This is a genomic window from Staphylococcus pasteuri (genome assembly GCF_030547725.1).
Classification (GTDB): Bacteria; Bacillota; Bacilli; order Staphylococcales; family Staphylococcaceae; genus Staphylococcus; species Staphylococcus pasteuri.
Genome location: NZ_JAUOQO010000010.1, coordinates 14,739 through 30,747, shown reverse-complemented (window position 1 = coordinate 30,747; position 16,009 = coordinate 14,739). Strand labels below are relative to the sequence as shown.

At 31.0% G+C, this 16,009-nt stretch carries 18 protein-coding genes; 4 read left to right on the top strand and 14 right to left on the bottom strand.

The genetic code is table 11. The features are described from left to right. Position 1: 1 nt before the first annotated feature. The 3 genes from Q4528_RS10875 to Q4528_RS10865 form a co-directional block, all read right to left on the bottom strand. Complete coding sequence (locus Q4528_RS10875) at positions 2–667, bottom strand: DUF2750 domain-containing protein (RefSeq protein ID WP_017636793.1); 666 nt, start codon at positions 665–667, stop codon at positions 2–4. 212 nt (positions 668–879) lie between these two features. After that, positions 880–2,073, bottom strand: coding sequence for an L-aspartate--L-methionine ligase LdmS (ldmS, locus tag Q4528_RS10870; protein ID WP_046466897.1), 1,194 nt, complete (start codon positions 2,071–2,073; stop codon positions 880–882). Continuing rightward, positions 2,073–3,257 carry a M20 family metallopeptidase gene (locus Q4528_RS10865; RefSeq protein WP_017636795.1) on the bottom strand — a complete coding sequence of 395 codons (1,185 nt, stop codon included), beginning with the start codon at positions 3,255–3,257 and terminating at the stop codon, positions 2,073–2,075. Before Q4528_RS10865 ends, ldmS begins: the two co-directional genes overlap by 1 nt. Positions 3,258–3,520: 263 nt before the next feature. On the opposite strand from Q4528_RS10865, the gene Q4528_RS10860 reads away from it, so the two are divergent. Continuing rightward, on the top strand, positions 3,521–3,991 hold the full coding sequence (locus Q4528_RS10860; protein ID WP_017636796.1) for an S-ribosylhomocysteine lyase: 471 nt from the start codon (positions 3,521–3,523) through the stop codon (positions 3,989–3,991). A 68-nt stretch (positions 3,992–4,059) separates the two neighbouring features. On the opposite strand, the gene Q4528_RS10855 is transcribed toward Q4528_RS10860, so the two are convergent. The 4 genes from Q4528_RS10855 to deoC form a co-directional block, all read right to left on the bottom strand. Continuing rightward, a complete protein-coding gene (locus Q4528_RS10855; protein ID WP_017636797.1) occupies positions 4,060–4,410 on the bottom strand; it encodes a DoxX family protein in 351 nt (116 codons plus the stop codon). Beyond that, positions 4,407–5,597, bottom strand: a complete 1,191-nt coding sequence (gene deoB, locus Q4528_RS10850) for a phosphopentomutase (RefSeq protein ID WP_017636798.1) — start codon at positions 5,595–5,597, stop codon at positions 4,407–4,409. The genes Q4528_RS10855 and deoB overlap by 4 nt, the downstream gene beginning before the upstream one ends. 12 nt (positions 5,598–5,609) lie before the next feature. Further along, a complete protein-coding gene (locus Q4528_RS10845; protein ID WP_046466896.1) occupies positions 5,610–6,911 on the bottom strand; it encodes a pyrimidine-nucleoside phosphorylase in 1,302 nt (433 codons plus the stop codon). Positions 6,912–6,974: 63 nt separating this feature from the next. Continuing rightward, positions 6,975–7,637 carry a deoxyribose-phosphate aldolase gene (deoC, locus tag Q4528_RS10840; protein WP_046466895.1) on the bottom strand — a complete coding sequence of 221 codons (663 nt, stop codon included), beginning with the start codon at positions 7,635–7,637 and terminating at the stop codon, positions 6,975–6,977. 168 nt (positions 7,638–7,805) lie between these two features. On the opposite strand from deoC, the gene deoD reads away from it, so the two are divergent. Beyond that, on the top strand, positions 7,806–8,516 hold the full coding sequence (gene deoD / locus Q4528_RS10835) for a purine-nucleoside phosphorylase (RefSeq protein ID WP_017636801.1): 711 nt from the start codon (positions 7,806–7,808) through the stop codon (positions 8,514–8,516). A gap of 142 nt (positions 8,517–8,658) precedes the next feature. Here the strand turns inward: deoD and Q4528_RS10830 are convergent, their stop codons facing one another. The 6 genes from Q4528_RS10830 to Q4528_RS10805 all read right to left on the bottom strand — a co-directional run bounded on the left by Q4528_RS10830 (position 8,659) and on the right by Q4528_RS10805 (position 13,721). Continuing rightward, positions 8,659–9,105, bottom strand: a complete 447-nt coding sequence (locus Q4528_RS10830; protein WP_017636802.1) for a Dps family protein — start codon at positions 9,103–9,105, stop codon at positions 8,659–8,661. Positions 9,106–9,321: 216 nt separating this feature from the next. After that, the gene (locus Q4528_RS10825) at positions 9,322–9,744 is read right to left on the bottom strand and encodes a thiol-disulfide oxidoreductase DCC family protein (protein ID WP_046466894.1); all 423 of its coding nucleotides are present in this window, start codon (positions 9,742–9,744) and stop codon (positions 9,322–9,324) included. Between the two features lie 171 nt (positions 9,745–9,915). Next, positions 9,916–11,292 (bottom strand): EVE domain-containing protein, encoded by a 1,377-nt coding sequence (locus Q4528_RS10820; protein WP_017637006.1) that lies wholly within the window; start codon positions 11,290–11,292, stop codon positions 9,916–9,918. 172 nt (positions 11,293–11,464) lie between these two features. After that, complete coding sequence (locus Q4528_RS10815) at positions 11,465–11,695, bottom strand: hypothetical protein (protein WP_017637005.1); 231 nt, start codon at positions 11,693–11,695, stop codon at positions 11,465–11,467. A 34-nt stretch (positions 11,696–11,729) separates the two neighbouring features. Further along, positions 11,730–12,668, bottom strand: coding sequence for a type I phosphomannose isomerase catalytic subunit (locus Q4528_RS10810; RefSeq protein WP_046466892.1), 939 nt, complete (start codon positions 12,666–12,668; stop codon positions 11,730–11,732). A gap of 399 nt (positions 12,669–13,067) precedes the next feature. Then, entirely contained in the window at positions 13,068–13,721 is a 654-nt protein-coding gene (locus tag Q4528_RS10805) for an SDR family oxidoreductase (RefSeq protein WP_046466891.1), read from the bottom strand. 143 nt (positions 13,722–13,864) lie between these two features. Here Q4528_RS10805 and Q4528_RS10800 point away from each other — a divergent pair, with 143 nt between their 5' ends. Further along, entirely contained in the window at positions 13,865–14,188 is a 324-nt protein-coding gene (locus tag Q4528_RS10800; protein ID WP_017637002.1) for an ArsR/SmtB family transcription factor, read from the top strand. Position 14,189: 1 nt separating this feature from the next. Continuing rightward, positions 14,190–15,140, top strand: coding sequence for a CDF family zinc efflux transporter CzrB (gene czrB / locus Q4528_RS10795; RefSeq protein WP_046466890.1), 951 nt, complete (start codon positions 14,190–14,192; stop codon positions 15,138–15,140). Positions 15,141–15,196: 56 nt separating this feature from the next. Here the strand turns inward: czrB and Q4528_RS10790 are convergent, their stop codons facing one another. Continuing rightward, positions 15,197–15,928: a metallophosphoesterase family protein gene (locus Q4528_RS10790; RefSeq protein WP_017637000.1), complete on the bottom strand. Its 732-nt coding sequence runs from the start codon at positions 15,926–15,928 to the stop codon at positions 15,197–15,199. Between the last annotated feature and the right edge of the window lie 81 nt (positions 15,929–16,009).

The window sequence follows — 16,009 nt, the reverse complement described above, 5'->3', positions numbered from 1 at the left end:
ATTAGGTTGTCATTTCATTTGATAATTTTTGTGCGGATACCACTGTACCAATCACACCAGGTTTTAAATCTATGCCTACCGCTTTGTCATCATCGCGTAATTTATCAAGCCAGTCGTCAAATACACTTGTCTCAATCTCAATTAAATCGCATTCTTCAAAATCTTCTTCTTTTACTTTTTGCGCTCTTTTCTTCAAGCTCCATACAGGCATAATTTGAGGTTTATTTTCTCTATCATCTTCAATTAAGATAAAATTCTTTTCACTTTTATTTGTCAGACCATAAACATGGTCATATTTAGCAACATCTTTAACAAATTCTTTAATTCTAATTTTATCAAGTTCAGACATTAACTCTCTCGAAATTTCATAAATATTGACTAGTTTTCCACTCTGTTCATTAGTTATATCTATGAGTACTTTATCTGTTTCATCAAATAATTCATCTAAATCATATGCGACAAAACGGTCTAAATCTATTTTCACTATCTTATCATAACTAATGTCATTATCATTTAAATATTGTTTCGCCGTTTCATCATCAGTCCAAACAGTTACATATAATTGTTCATTTTTCGTTAAACGTACTATTTTTTTATTTTTAGAAGCAAAATATAAATGTTCATTAATTAACATTTCTTTGAAAAATGGTTCTTCTTTGTAAGACATTTTACACCCTCGATTCATATATTATATTTTATCACTTAATAAAAATATTAAATGACTCATTTTCGTTAGTCAACAGAGCGATGATGCTATACCGTACTTATTCATTGATTGGATTAATCATTTATACTAATTAATGATATTATTAGTGTTTCTTTTTTATAAAATACCCTTGAAAATTAAGCTATTGTACTTAAAATTCAAGGGTCGCTATTTTATTTAACTTTTAAATCATTTAAAAATGCTTCTTCCATTTGTTGAATATATGCTTTATCTTTACCATGCCATATACATCCAAATCTTGAATTGACTTTATTGACGCCGTACCAGTCACCGTCGTAATAAGATAATGGATATAATACTCCTTTTTTCACGTATCTAAGAATAGTGTTAAAGAAATGGTCATTATTACCATCAGAAAAGTAACTATAAAATTTATGGTATCCATTAGTTAATTCATCAGCTAGTAATAACATACTAGTAGAACCATTTTGTCTAAAGTTTAAATCTATTGCGTAAACATCATTATGTTCATCTAATAACAAGTCAAACCCTGCCACACCGAAGAAGCCTAAACTTACTCCTATTGACATAATCTCTCTACCAGCATCAATGACGTGTTGTGGTACATCTTCAACGTTTTCATTACCATTATAAAAGCCATATTCATTGGTTAATTGTCTAGCTGTTCCTAAATATTGAATCCCTATATCTTCTGAATAAGCAAATTGAACACAGTAATTTTGAACAGCTTCAATTTTTTGTTCAATGATTAATTGTTCTGTAGCTTCAGTTGCATCTTTAATACGTTTTTTAGCCTTAGCTAAATCTTGATTATTATAACAAATCATCACTCCGTATCCACCAGCAGTTGGTAAATCGTCTCCCGGTTTAATAACAAATGGATAATTCCAATGTTCTATAGCTTCATCGAATTGCTCTATAGGTATAATTTCTCTTTGAGGAAGATATTTACCATTCGTCCATTCTGGTATTCTTGCTTTATTATTCAAAGCTACAAATACATCTTTGTTTAAAGCGTAGTATGATTTTTCAAGTACATCTTCGTCATGTATATATTGAAAATATATCTTTTTTCTTTCTTCATGTGCTAATTTTTTAATTAATGATTCATATGTTTGTTGATCACTAAACTTATAAATACTTGGTGGAATACGTTTTCCTACCTCTTCAAATAATTTCTCTAGCTTATCAGTTACACTTGCTTCATGCACTATAACGGGAAACTGATTCGCAATAAGTAATTCTCGCCCTGTTAAAAAATTAGACTGATGTTCATCTGGTTTAAGCCATGGGTTAGAAATGTATGAAGGTCTAGAAGTATATACTACATTATCCTGGTATAAATCACTTAAAGTTAATTTTGGACTATATACATTTTCACTCATTATTTCACATGTCCCTTCATATGATGATGTTCTTCAACAATTTCATTGAATAACGACGTATCATTTATTAATTCTAAACCCATTAATGCCATAATTTTTGCCCCTTTAATTAATGCTTGATCCCCTTGTAAACTTGCTGCCGCTTCTCTAAAACGATGCGTATGACCTACAAGATTTCTAGAACCAATTTTAATATGGGGATGTATTGTTGGAACTACATGGCTGACATTACCAGTATCTGTAGAACCATAACCAAAATCATCATCAATGACCGCTTCTCCCATTTCAGTTGCGTATTTCTCAAATAAATCATCTAATTTAGGAGATTTAATAAGTTCATTCACTCCATTTTGAATAGGACCAAATTCATAGTCGCAACCCGTTTGAATAGCAGCTCCACGTGCAATTTGTTTAACCTTTTCAGTTAATACGTCTAGCTCTTTTCTTGAAGTGGCTCTTGTATAAAATCGTGCATGTGTAAAGTCAGGGATGATATTGGCAGCTTTACCGCCATCTAAAATCACACCATGAACACGCTGACTTTTTTTAATATGTTGTCTAAGTTGCGCTACACCATTGAAATAAGAAATCATTGCATCTAATGCATTAAGTGCTTCATCTGCATTTTCAGATGCATGCGCGCTTTTTCCGTAAAATTTCACATCTAATACATCTACTGCAAGTGTATTAATCGTTCTATAAGTTTCGTTGCCAGGATGTACCATTAAAGCAATATCAATATCATCTATTATGCCTGCTTTAACGTAAGAGGCTTTGGCACTACCATTCTCTCCACCTTCTTCTGCTGGGCAACCTAAAACAACTACAGAACCACCTATATGATCAATAACTTGTTTTAAAGCAATACCACCTAATGTACTTGCAGTTCCTATAATATTGTGACCGCAAGCATGTCCTAAACCGGGTAATGCATCATATTCTGCTAAGAAACCAATCACTGGTCCTTCTTTATCAGATTCATATGTTGCTATAAAACCTGTAGCATGTCCTGCAATATCAGTTTCGATTTCAAAACCATTTGCTTTTAATGTATCAATCAATGTTCTAGATGCAAAAATTTCTTCATTTCCTAGTTCTGGTCTTTCATGTATGCGATGACTCATTTCTACATATTCGTATTTATTATTTTCAATATAATCTAATATATTTTGCTTTTCGCTCATATTACCAAACTCCCATTCTACTAATCCACTATCTTTCTAAAGATACCCATAAACTTTATCGTTCAATTAATTATTACTCATTTTATCGGATTTACTTTTAAATGTCATTACATTTATTAATGTTTACACAATTTTCTTACAATTCAAACTTGTAATTTAACCATTAATCATTCTTATCTTAAAATTGTAAAAACAAAATAGTATTGTTACAATTTAGTTATTCATTAAATGAGTTTGTACGTATATTCAAGGAGGGTAATATAATGGCAAAAATGAACGTAGAAAGTTTCAATTTAGATCACACTAAAGTGGTAGCACCATTTATTAGATTAGCAGGTACTATGGAAGGCTTAAATGGCGATAAAATTAATAAATATGATATTCGCTTCAAACAACCAAATAAAGATCATATGGAAATGCCTGGATTACATTCTTTAGAACATTTAATGGCTGAAAATATTAGAAATCATACAGATAAAGTTGTTGATTTAAGTCCAATGGGTTGTCAAACTGGTTTCTATGTATCATTCATTAATCACGATGATTATGATGATGTATTAAACATAGTTGAAAAAACATTAAACGATGTTTTAAATGCAACTGAAGTTCCTGCATGTAATGAAGTTCAATGTGGTTGGGCTGCAAGCCATTCACTTGAAGGTGCAAAAGAAATTGCACAAGCATTCTTAGATAAACGTGACCAATGGCATGATGTATTTGGAGAAGGTAAATAATAAACTTAATCATAAAGAAAAGACGTTATCCTAAAATGGATAACGTCTTTTTTTACATATTGCTATTATTATAATTTTTTAACTAACCCCATAATAACGAATTGTAGAGGTAGTCTTAACCATAAAGCCCATGCTGGTACTTGTTTATCTCCTAGTGGTAATTTCTTTCTAGCCATATAAACATTAGCTGGTAAAACTGCTAATAGGAATAAATTAATACCTTTTTTCAACCAACTTGCTGGGCGTTTAATTAATAAAGCTACACCAAAGAATATTTCAAATACACCAGTGACAAGAACCGCTGTCTTTTGTAATGGTAAATAATCAGGAACAATCGTTCTAAAATTTCTTTCATGTGTAAAATGTAGTACACCTGCTGATCCAAATACTAAACCTAAAGTCCATCTTAATAATTTCATTCGTGTTCCACTCCCATTTCTTTTAAATAACTTTTTCCATATTCGGGTAATTCTACGTTGAAATTATCTGCAATTGTAGCCCCAATTGAGCTAAATGTTGTATCACCTGGTAATTCATGATAGTCCTTAATTTTTGGACTAAACATTAATACTGGTATATATTCTCTCGTATGGTCTGTGCCGTCTGCTGTTGGGTCATTACCATGATCTGCTGTTATAATAACTAAATCATCTTCATTTAAATTTTCGATGAGTTCAGGTAATCTTTCGTCGAAGTCTTTAATCGCTTGAGCATAACCTGGTTTATCGCGTCGATGTCCATAAAGCGCATCAAAGTCAACTAAATTTAAAAAGCTTATACCATTGAAATCTTTTTTAACTACATTTATTAATTGATCCATACCGTCCATATTACTTTTAGTACGAATAGCTTCTGTAACGCCTTCACCATCATAAATATCATTAATTTTACCGATAGCGATAACATCGTAATTGTTTTCTTTCAATGAATTCATAACAGTTTTACCAAATGGTTTTAATGCATAGTCATGTCGATTAGAGGTACGTGTAAAGTTACCTGGTTCACCAACATATGGACGTGCTATAATTCTACCGATTAAATATTTAGGATCTTTTGTTAATTCTCTAACCTTTTCACAAATATCGTATAGTTCTTCAAGTGGGATAATATCTTCATGTGCAGCAATTTGAAGTACTGGGTCTGCACTAGTATAGACGATTAAATCGCCAGTTTTCATTTGGTGTTCTCCCCACTCATCAATGATTTGTGTACCTGAAGCGGGTCTATTGGCAACAACCTTACGACCAGTCATTCTTTCTATTTCTTCAACTAATTCATCTGGAAATCCATTAGGATATACTTTAAATGGTTGCATAATATTTAATCCCATAATTTCCCAATGACCAGTCATTGTATCTTTTCCAACTGATGCTTCACTTAACTTTGTGTAAAAAGCTTGTGGTTGGTCAACTTTAGAGACAACTGGTAAAGAATCAATATTGCCAAGACCTAATTTTTCTAAGTTAGGTAATGACTGATTAAATCCTTCAAGTGTATGTTTTAAAGTGTGTGAGCCTTCATCATTAAATGCTGCAGCGTCAGGTCCTTCTCCTATACCTACCGAGTCCATTACAATAAGATGAACCCTTTTAAATGGTGTAGTCATTATTTACATCTCCTACTCCGTAATTATTTTGTGAATTAATGTTGGTGTATGACTTTCACTATCAATTCTAATACTTTCATTCAATTTATCAAATATATCATCAATATTTTCTTTATTACTATGAATCGTCAATATAGATTCACCGGCTTTGACTTTGTCGCCAACTTTTTTATTTAATACTATGCCAACACTTAAATCAATCACATCTTCTTTAGTCTGTCTACCGGCACCTAACATCATTGATGCAACACCTATCTCATTTGCAATCATTTCTGTTATATAGCCATCTTGTTTTGCAGCGTAATCAATTTTAAATTTTGCATTAGCAAGATTTTCTGGATGATCGACAATAGAAGCATCGCCACCCTGATTACTAATAAATGATTTAAATTTTTCCAATGCTTTACCGGATTCAATAGATTGTGTTAGATATTCACGTGCTTCATCAAGTGTTGATGCTTGTTTAGCAAGTACTACCATTTGTGATCCTAGAGTAAGTACTAATTCCGTTAAGTCATCTGGACCTTGACCTTTTAATGTTTCAATAGCCTCTTTTAATTCTAAACCATTACCAATAGCATTACCCAGTGGCTGGCTCATGTCTGAAATAATTGCCATCGTATTTCTACCTACATTATTTCCAATTCGTACCATAGCATGGGCTAAAGCTTCTGCATCTTCAATCGTTTTCATGAATGCGCCGCTACCAGTTTTAACATCTAAAACTATTGCATCGGCACCAGCCGCAATTTTCTTACTCATTATAGAAGATGCTATTAAAGGAATAGAGTTGACTGTTCCTGTGACATCTCTTAATGCATATAATTTTTTATCTGCAGGAGTCAAATTACCCGATTGTCCCATAACGGCTACTTGGTTTTCATTAACAAGTTTAACAAATTCATCTTCTGATAATTCAACATGGAAACCTTTTGCTGATTCAAGTTTATCAATTGTACCACCAGTATGTCCTAATCCTCGTCCACTCATTTTCGCGACTGGTACACCTACTGAAGCCACTAAAGGAGCTAATACTAGTGTAGTAGTATCACCAACACCACCTGTTGAATGCTTATCTACTTTAATTCCATCAATATTTGATAAATCAATGACATCGCCTGAATTTACCATTGACATAGTTAAATTTGCACGTTCTTCTTCAGTCATATCTTGGAAGAAAATAGCCATTGCCAAACTAGATGCTTGATAATCAGGAATATCGCCATTCGTATAACCTTTAATGAAAAAGTCTATTTCTTCTTTTGTTAATGCATACCCGTCACGTTTCTTTTCAATTATATCTATCATTCTCATAAACAAAGCCTCCTTTTAGATGGTTGTTTCTTGATTTAATATGATTTACTTTGCTGAAATGATTTAATAGTTTGAATCAGACTCTAAGCCTTGGATAATTTGTACACCAGCACTAGCTCCAATACGTGTAGCACCAGCTTCTAGCATATTATTAAAATCTTCTAAATTTCGAACACCACCAGATGCTTTTACTTCTAATGCTTCTCCTACAGTATCTTTCATTAATTTAACATCAGAAGCTGTAGCGCCTCCACCAGCAAAACCAGTAGATGTTTTTACAAAGTCTGCACCAGCTTCTTTTGCAATTTTGCAAGCTGTTACTTTTTCTTCATCAGTTAATAATACAGTTTCAATTATGACTTTTACTGTTTTACCATTTGATGCTTTTACAACACTTTCAATATCATCCTTTACTTCATCTAATCGACCATCTTTTAATGCACCAATATTAATAACCATGTCTATTTCAGAAGCACCATTTTCAATGGCATTTTTAGTTTCAAACGCTTTTACTTCTTTAGTTGATGCACCAAGTGGAAAGCCAATTACCGTACAAACGAGTACGTCAGTTCCTTTTAATTGTTCAGCTGAATACTTAACATGTGTTGGATTTACACAAATCGATTTGAAGCCATATTCTTTTGCTTCATTAATAATTTTATCAATTTGTTCACGTGTTGATTCAGGCTTTAATTGTGTGTGATCTATAAATTTTGCATAATTCATTAAAAGGTCCTCCTCACTTATTTACATTGAATACAAACTCTATATTTTTCTATGTTAAGCGAATGTATTCAATAAACATACCCTTCATATATATAGTACAAAAATTAGCAAAAAAATTAAACAAATGTTATCTTAAATATGATTAAGTAATTAAGGAGAAGATGACAAATGACAAATGGTACACCTCATATTCAACCAAATGGAGTAAAAATCGCTAAAACTGTATTAATGCCCGGAGATCCTCTTCGTGCAAAATATATTGCAGATAACTTTTTAGAAAATGTTGAACAATTTAATGAAGTACGTAATATGTTTGGATACACAGGAACTTATAAAGGAAAAGAAATTTCAGTAATGGGTTCTGGTATGGGTATTCCTAGCATTGGAATTTATTCTTATGAATTATTCAATTTCTTTGATGTTGAAACAATCATTCGTGTAGGTTCATGTGGTGCCTTGCAAGAAAACGTTAATTTATATGATGTCATCATTGCACAAGCCGCTTCAACTAACTCAAATTATGTAGATCAGTATCACATTCCAGGTCATTTTGCGCCGATTGCTGACTTTGATTTAGTTACTAAAGCCAAACAAGCAGCTGACAAAATTGGTGCTGTATCACATGTTGGTAACGTATTATCATCAGACACATTCTATAATGCAGATGATAAATTTAATGATGCATGGAAGAAAATGGGCATTTTAGGTATTGAAATGGAATCAGCAGGTTTATATTTAAATGCTATTCATGCTGGCAAAAAAGCATTAGGCGTATTTACTGTTAGTGACCACATTTTAAGAGATGAAGCTACAACAGCTGAAGAACGTCAAACTTCATTTACTCAAATGATGGAAATAGCACTTGAAATTGCCGAATAATTAAAACATAAAAAATAGAGATTAAGTGATGTCTTCCATAGATAACACTTAATCTCTTTTTATAACCTCAAGAATATTACTATTATTAGTTTAATATTAAAAAGCATGGTTCATCGTCAAACCATGCTTTTCTTAATCGTCATTATTTACCAAGGTAAGATTGTAACATCCAATTATGTTTATCTACTGATGTTTGCATACCGATAAACATATCTTCAGAAACATCGTCACCAGCTTCGCCAGCAACTTTGATAGCTTTTTCTAATTGATTAGAAATGTTTGTAAAGTCTTTAGATAATTCTTCTACCATTTGTTCAGCAGCATAACCTTTTCCTGCTTCATCAATAATTGACATATCTAAACTTTCTTTCATAGTACCAACAGGGTTACCGCCTACTGCTAAAATACGTTCTGCTAAATCGTCAACATATTGTGCTGCTTCATTATATAGTTCTTCAAATTTAACATGTAATGAGAAGAAGTTAGGTCCTTTTACATACCAATGGAAATTGTGAAGTTTAGTATACGCTACAGTCCAGTTTGCAACTTGTTGATTTAATTCTTTTACTACTTCTTGATTATTTGCCATATTAATATACGCTCCTTTGAGTTATCGTTTTATTGATTGTACATATATTATATTAGAATTATTATAATCTGTAAAGGAATATGACACTTTAATTTATAATAATTCTAATCTAGTTCATAAACCTTTCACATTTATATTACCCCAATAAAACATATTTAAAAACTGAAAATACATTTGTTTTTAATTTAACTAATATTTTCATTCTCAATTAGTCGTTTATAATTGAGAATGAACTAATTTAATCTTTTGATTATTATCTAAAAAGAATGATGCCTCATAATCATTTGGTTTATGCCAATGTGTCTTCCACATTTTATCTCTATTATTTGCAAATAATTGATAACCGAAATTCCTAATTGGTTTAGGAATAATACGCAATAGTACGCCTAACAATTTATACTGATTTGGTAAAGATGTAATTAATGATGCTATTGCTGTTGATTGATATTCCAAATGATCACCATCTAGAACTATCACACTATTTCTATTTTTTGCTTCTGGATGTTTATCAAATAATTTTTGACCATAGTCACCTTCTAAAGTAGCAAATTCGTATTTATGTGATAATCCATTTTGGATTAGCCATATTGCATAGTTATAACAATATACACAATTGCCATCATAATAAATAATTGCCATATTAAACACCACTCCTTACTTTCTCATTACTCATTTTTCCTATTTGAAAATTTATAAACCAAATTAAGCCTTTCATATACAAAAAATAAGTTGATTTTATGAAAATCTACTAATTACCGTTACATAACTTGAATGGCAATAGTTGAACGACTCCATAAAATCAACTTATTATTAATCTTGGTTAACCTTCACAATTCTAGTATATTTTAAGAATTGTTGTGTATACTTCTCTTGTATTTCTTCTAAAGTGTCGTATGTGACACCTATAATATGCCAATTCGGGTTAAAATGATAAAATGAGTCTTTGTCTTTAGACCATTTAATCATATTACCTTCTTTATTATATCTAGGCAATGTTACTTCATAACCTTCTAGTACGTTAATATATGTTTGGAATATATCTGGATCGATTCTATTAAAGTTATCAATAACAAGGTAACTTTTATCTTTTTTAGGCATATTTTGAGTTATAAAACCTTCACGATAGTATAGAGCGCCACTTTCATTAGGTAAATACTTACCGTATAGCATATCTTCACTAAAATCCGGATGGCCTGTTGTAATGATAGGATTAGCATTTGTTTTTTGTAATAAATCATTAGCGGCTTTTAAGCCCTCTTCTTTTTTATCAACTACTAATAAAATAAATGGTTTAAGTGTATTTTCTTGTTGGTTTTCTTCTAATAAATGAGATTTTTCTACAGTTTCAAATGGATTTTTAATACCATTATTATCGCTCATTTCTAAAATAGCGTCATATTGTACTTGTGACATACTTGCAATAGCTTGTTTTGCATTTTCTTGAAGAAAATATAAGTTTTTAAGTTTAGGGTGTTTATTTAAATAACTCAATGAAATTGGCGTAATATGTTTACCAAACATGATTTCAATTGCCGTACTATTAGTTCTACCAGGAATTGGTGGCTTTTCATGTATGTGTCTAGAAACCTCACCAATACCTATAACAGATTGGTTTTGGTATTTATTGTAAATAATTACATTATCTCCAACTTCTAATTGTGTGTAAAAATGATATCCATTTCTTTTAATGCCATTATATGTGTGAGTAAAAATAGTATAATTTTTACCAGGTTCAAAATCTTCAGTTTCAGACATAAAGAAATAACGCGGTATTTTTGTTTCGCCTTTTCCAAGTTGAATGATTAAATCAAATTCTTCTTTTCTAATTTGATTAAATAACGTTTCTTTCATATTACTCATACGAAAATCTAACGCTTCGCTTCGTTTTAAATAATCAGTTGTTAAAGGTTTTAGTACTTCATTAAAACGAAATTCAACTCTAATTTTATTTTGGGCGCCAGCTTGGACACTAATGATTTCACCAAAACCAAGTAGCCCTGTATCAGTTTGAACTTGATAAAAAATGACTTGGTCTCCAGCTTTAGCTTTTTTAAATGCTCTATATCCTTGAGTTGGATTAAATTGCGCACCTGATTCAAATAATGTCGTTTGACCTACTAAAGGTTCATTATGATTCCACCTATTATAACCACAATTTAACCAAAAGTAATTAATTTCTTCTGTCATCACGAATCTCCTCACCTTATTATATGTAAAATAAGTTTTTGTAATTACCTTATTATATCTAACAAAACGACGCTACTACAACTATTTTCACATATTTTATTAAAAAACAGACCAATGACACTTATCATCAGTCTGCGCATGTGTATACTATCAATAAAAATTATTATGCTATTTAATGTGTAGGTAGGAATGAGCCTAATAATGGTAACAAATTAATCATTATGCCGCCTATTGATAGCATAAAACTACTTTCTTTGTCTCGAATTGTAAGAATAGCACTAATAACTCCCACAATAGCAACTATTCTCGGTATTATAAATGATGGATAATGTGGCATATTAAAAAACACACCTGCACCTGAAATGACACCACATAATAAAGAAATATATAAAAATTGTTTCATAATTATGAACATCCTTTGTATTAAATATATAAGTTTATATATAACTAATAATTAAAGAAAAATCTCCTTCAAATATATTATCGAGATCTTCTGAAGTTAATACAAAATGACTTCCTTTTTGTATATTAAATACTTCACCATCTGTAATAAGTTTACCTTCGCCTTCAATTACAGAAACTAAGCAAAATTCACGTGGTTTCATATAATTTAATGTGCCAGAAATTTCCCATTTTACTATAGTAAAGAAATCATTAGATACAATATGCGTACATTGGTGACTTTCTATAATTTCTTTTTCTGGAATAATATTAGGTAAATCACTATTAAATTCCATCACATCTAAAGCTTTTTGTATATTTAACTCTCTAGACTCGCCTGTATGCTTGGCTCTTTTATAATCATAAATACGATAGGATATATCAGATGATTGCATCACTTCATATGCGATAATTCCTGATCCTATACTATGAAGTGTTCCAGCTGGTACAAAATAAAATTCGCCAGGCTTAACTGTTACTTTCTTTAAATCATTTTCAAATGTTCCTTGTTCTAGTTGTTGTTGAAAAACTTCTCTAGATTCTGCAGTCGTCCCTAAAACAATTTCAGAGCCTTCTTCCGCATCAATAATGTACCAACACTCTGATTTACCATATTGGCCATTTTCATGTTCATAAGCATATGAATCATCTGGATGTACGTGAATAGATAAAGGCGATTCAGCATCTACTATCTTTGCGAGCAATGGAAAATCTTTACTTGGAAATTCACCGAATAATTCTCGATGCTCTGCCCATACTTTATCTAATGTTTGGCCTGCATAAAGACCATTGGTAATTTCATTGGTACCATTGGGATGTGCTGAAATACCCCAGCATTCTCCAATATGTTTGCTAGGAAGATTGTACCCAAATGATTCTAATTTATTACCACCCCATAATTTTTCATGAAAAATAGGTTTTAAAAACAGCGGCATTACTACACCTCCATTACTCTAGTTGTATATGTTAATCAATTGTTAGTGATATAAAAATCTCCTAACATAAGTTCTAATAATATGTATATGTTACTTTAGTTTGAAATGTTATATAATCATTTCAACTCACTACATGTGATTGTATCATAATTCATAATTCAATGGTTATGTTGATTTTGATAAATATTTACAAAACAATATTATCTTTATATTTTAATTAACGATTCTATTATAAAATAAATGGTTCTAGTTATTATAACAATATATTGCAATGATGATAAGTTATAAAATCCCTCATTTTAATCATAAAAATATTCCATGTTTATTATAAATAAAAAAACTTAGGGGACGATTGTAATATATCCCCTAAGTCATATTATAATTTGAACTTATAATTAATTATTCATATGCTTTTAAAGCATCTTCAATTGTTGATTCTCCAGATAAAATTTGGAATTCTTGATTACTGAATTTATCTGAAGTTACAACATATTTTAGAACTCGTGCAACATCTTCACGTGGAATTGTGCTATAACTATCGAAATATAAATCCGCTTTAATTTTTCCAGTTCCTGCATCATCTTTGAGTCCACCTGGATGTACAATTGTATAATTTAAATCTGAATGTCTTAAATAATCATCAGCATAATGTTTTGCAATCGTATATTGTTTTAAATCCCCACTTGCGTCAAACGCTTCTCTTCTTGAATCATAAGTTGAGACCATAACATAATGTTTGATACCTGCTTTTTCACTTGCTTTGATTGTTTTAACAGCACCATCTAAATCTACATAAAAAGTTTTGTCTGCACCTGTACTTCCACCTGAACCAACAGAGAAAATCACTTTATCAAATGATTGGAATTTGTTTGTTAAGTCTTCGATACTATCATTTTCAACATCAATATTTAGAGCTTTAATGTCATTATTTTCTAATTCTGACACTTGCTTATCTTTTCTAACACCGGCAGTAAAGTCAACATTATCTTCTTTTAATTGATCTACTAATTTAGAACCTACGCCACCGTTAGCACCAATTACTAATATACTCATTCCAACGTCCTCCTTTTTATTTCTTGTAATAACTCATTTACCACTTAAATATCCAATTAAACTTCCATTATATTATTGACCTTAATTTCAAACCATTGTACATTAATATATGAACAAGTATTCATATATTAAGAGGTGTTCGTATGACTGAAAGTAAACTTGAAACATTCCATCATCAAACATTAGAAAGAGTTACTGATATTTTCAAAGCTTTAAGTGATATAAATCGTATTAGAATCATGGAATTGTTAGCAACTGGTGAATCTAGTGTAGGGCATATTTCACACACATTAGACCTATCACAATCTAATGTTTCTCATCAACTTAAATTATTAAAATCAGTCAACCTAGTTAAATCTAAACGACAAGGTCAAAGTATGATTTATTCTTTAGATGATCAACATGTCTCTACCCTATTAAAGCAAGCTATTCATCATGCGAGTCATCCAATAGAAGGTGAAAAATAATATGACAACACAACATCATCATGATCATTCTCATGGTCATGTACACACAAATAATAAAAAAGTTCTATTTATCTCGTTTCTTATTATCGGACTATTTATGTTAGTAGAAATCATTGGTGGTTTTTTAGCTAATAGTCTTGCATTACTGTCCGATGGTTTTCATATGTTTAGTGACTCTTTATCACTTTTTGTAGCGTTAATCGCATTTATCTATGCAGAAAAACATGCAACTACATCTAAGACTTATGGCTATAAACGTTTTGAAGTATTAGCAGCACTTTTTAATGGCGTGACGTTGTTTGTCATTAGTATTTTAATAGTAATAGAAGCAATCAAACGATTTTTCGCACCACCTGAAGTACAATCGAAAGAAATGTTTATTATTAGTTTAATTGGTTTAATCGTTAATGTTGCAGTTGCAATTTTAATGTTTAAAAGCGGTGACACGTCACATAACCTTAATATGAGAGGCGCTTTTTTACATGTACTTGGTGACTTATTTGGCTCCATCGGTGCGATTGTAGCAGCCATTTTGATTTGGACATTAGGTTGGACTATCGCTGACCCTATCGCTAGTATTTTAGTGTCCGTCATTATTTTAAAAAGTGCATATGGTATAGCTAAATCTTCAATCAACATTTTAATGGAAGGAACACCTAGCGATGTTGATTTAGATGCAATTATACAGTCGCTAACAAATCATAGCGTTATCCAAAGTGTGCATGATTATCATGTTTGGACTATTTCTAATGATTTAAATGCCTTAAGTTGTCATGCAGTTGTTGCTGATACGTTAACTATCAAAGAAGGAGAACAACTACTTAAGCAAATTGAACATGACTTATTGCATTTAAACATCCAACATATGACGATTCAACTTGAAACAGCAAATCATGATCACGATGACGCGACATTATGTTCAGGCATTCATGGTCAAGAACATCATCATTAAATAAAAAAATTGCCTCTCCATGCTTCAAATTAACTTGTGGAGAGGCAACTTCTATTTTATATAAATTTATCAAATATAAAATCTCTAGCAGGTACTTGTTTAGCTTCAAATCCCTCTAAAAATTCTTCATTATCAAATGCAACTTTAACTCTTTCAATTGAAATATCAGTTTCTGTAATAGTAACAATACCATAAACAGCATTTGAACCGTTATTTAATCCAACAGAACCTGGATTAAAATACATTTTATTTTTATCGTCAAACATATGCAATCTGTGATTATGACCAAAAATAATTAAATCTGCATCTTTATCTGCAAATAATTGTGTCATTTCTTGTTCATCATCTTTGACTATAGGACTAAAAGGTACTTCATCTATAGGAGAAGATAATTTATCATTTTCAATCTCATAGTGTATAAATAACACTTTTTTACCGCAAATTTCTTTTTCGATAAATCGAGGTAATTGATTTAATTCTTCATAATATTCTTCATCTAAATGGCTAGCAATCCATTGATGATGTTCGTAAAACTTATCTTTTAAATCTTCCGGATAAGGAGTGCCGTTTACAACCGACATAATAGCTTCATCATGATTACCTGCAATCATTTCCATATCATCGCGATCGAAAATATGGTCTAATACTTTGTTTGTTTCATGTCCGATTCCGATATTATCTCCAAGATTATAAATTTTTTCAATATCTTCTCTACTATCAATATCATCTAATACAGTTTCTAATGCATCAAAGTTACCATGTACATCAGTTATAATTGCAAATTTCATGATGATATCTCCTTTCATATTAAATTCATTAGAACATTTTAACACTTAATACCCTATTATGTTAGATATTAATTTGAAAAA

Coding starts and splice junctions, on each gene's coding strand:
- Q4528_RS10860 (WP_017636796.1), top strand. CDS start 3,521: ATGGCAAAAATGAACGTAGAAAGTTTCAATTTAGATCACACTAAAGTG.
- Q4528_RS10865 (WP_017636795.1), bottom strand. CDS start 3,257: ATGAGCGAAAAGCAAAATATATTAGATTATATTGAAAATAATAAATAC.
- deoD (WP_017636801.1), top strand. CDS start 7,806: ATGACAAATGGTACACCTCATATTCAACCAAATGGAGTAAAAATCGCT.
- deoB (WP_017636798.1), bottom strand. CDS start 5,597: ATGACTACACCATTTAAAAGGGTTCATCTTATTGTAATGGACTCGGTA.
- Q4528_RS10875 (WP_017636793.1), bottom strand. CDS start 667: ATGTCTTACAAAGAAGAACCATTTTTCAAAGAAATGTTAATTAATGAA.
- Q4528_RS10825 (WP_046466894.1), bottom strand. CDS start 9,744: ATGGCAATTATTTATTATGATGGCAATTGTGTATATTGTTATAACTAT.
- Q4528_RS10845 (WP_046466896.1), bottom strand. CDS start 6,911: ATGAGAATGATAGATATAATTGAAAAGAAACGTGACGGGTATGCATTA.
- Q4528_RS10810 (WP_046466892.1), bottom strand. CDS start 12,668: ATGCCGCTGTTTTTAAAACCTATTTTTCATGAAAAATTATGGGGTGGT.
- Q4528_RS10855 (WP_017636797.1), bottom strand. CDS start 4,410: ATGAAATTATTAAGATGGACTTTAGGTTTAGTATTTGGATCAGCAGGT.
- Q4528_RS10790 (WP_017637000.1), bottom strand. CDS start 15,928: ATGAAATTTGCAATTATAACTGATGTACATGGTAACTTTGATGCATTA.
- czrB (WP_046466890.1), top strand. CDS start 14,190: ATGACAACACAACATCATCATGATCATTCTCATGGTCATGTACACACA.
- deoC (WP_046466895.1), bottom strand. CDS start 7,637: ATGAATTATGCAAAATTTATAGATCACACACAATTAAAGCCTGAATCA.
- Q4528_RS10800 (WP_017637002.1), top strand. CDS start 13,865: ATGACTGAAAGTAAACTTGAAACATTCCATCATCAAACATTAGAAAGA.
- Q4528_RS10805 (WP_046466891.1), bottom strand. CDS start 13,721: ATGAGTATATTAGTAATTGGTGCTAACGGTGGCGTAGGTTCTAAATTA.
- Q4528_RS10830 (WP_017636802.1), bottom strand. CDS start 9,105: ATGGCAAATAATCAAGAAGTAGTAAAAGAATTAAATCAACAAGTTGCA.
- Q4528_RS10815 (WP_017637005.1), bottom strand. CDS start 11,695: ATGAAACAATTTTTATATATTTCTTTATTATGTGGTGTCATTTCAGGT.
- ldmS (WP_046466897.1), bottom strand. CDS start 2,073: ATGAGTGAAAATGTATATAGTCCAAAATTAACTTTAAGTGATTTATAC.
- Q4528_RS10820 (WP_017637006.1), bottom strand. CDS start 11,292: ATGACAGAAGAAATTAATTACTTTTGGTTAAATTGTGGTTATAATAGG.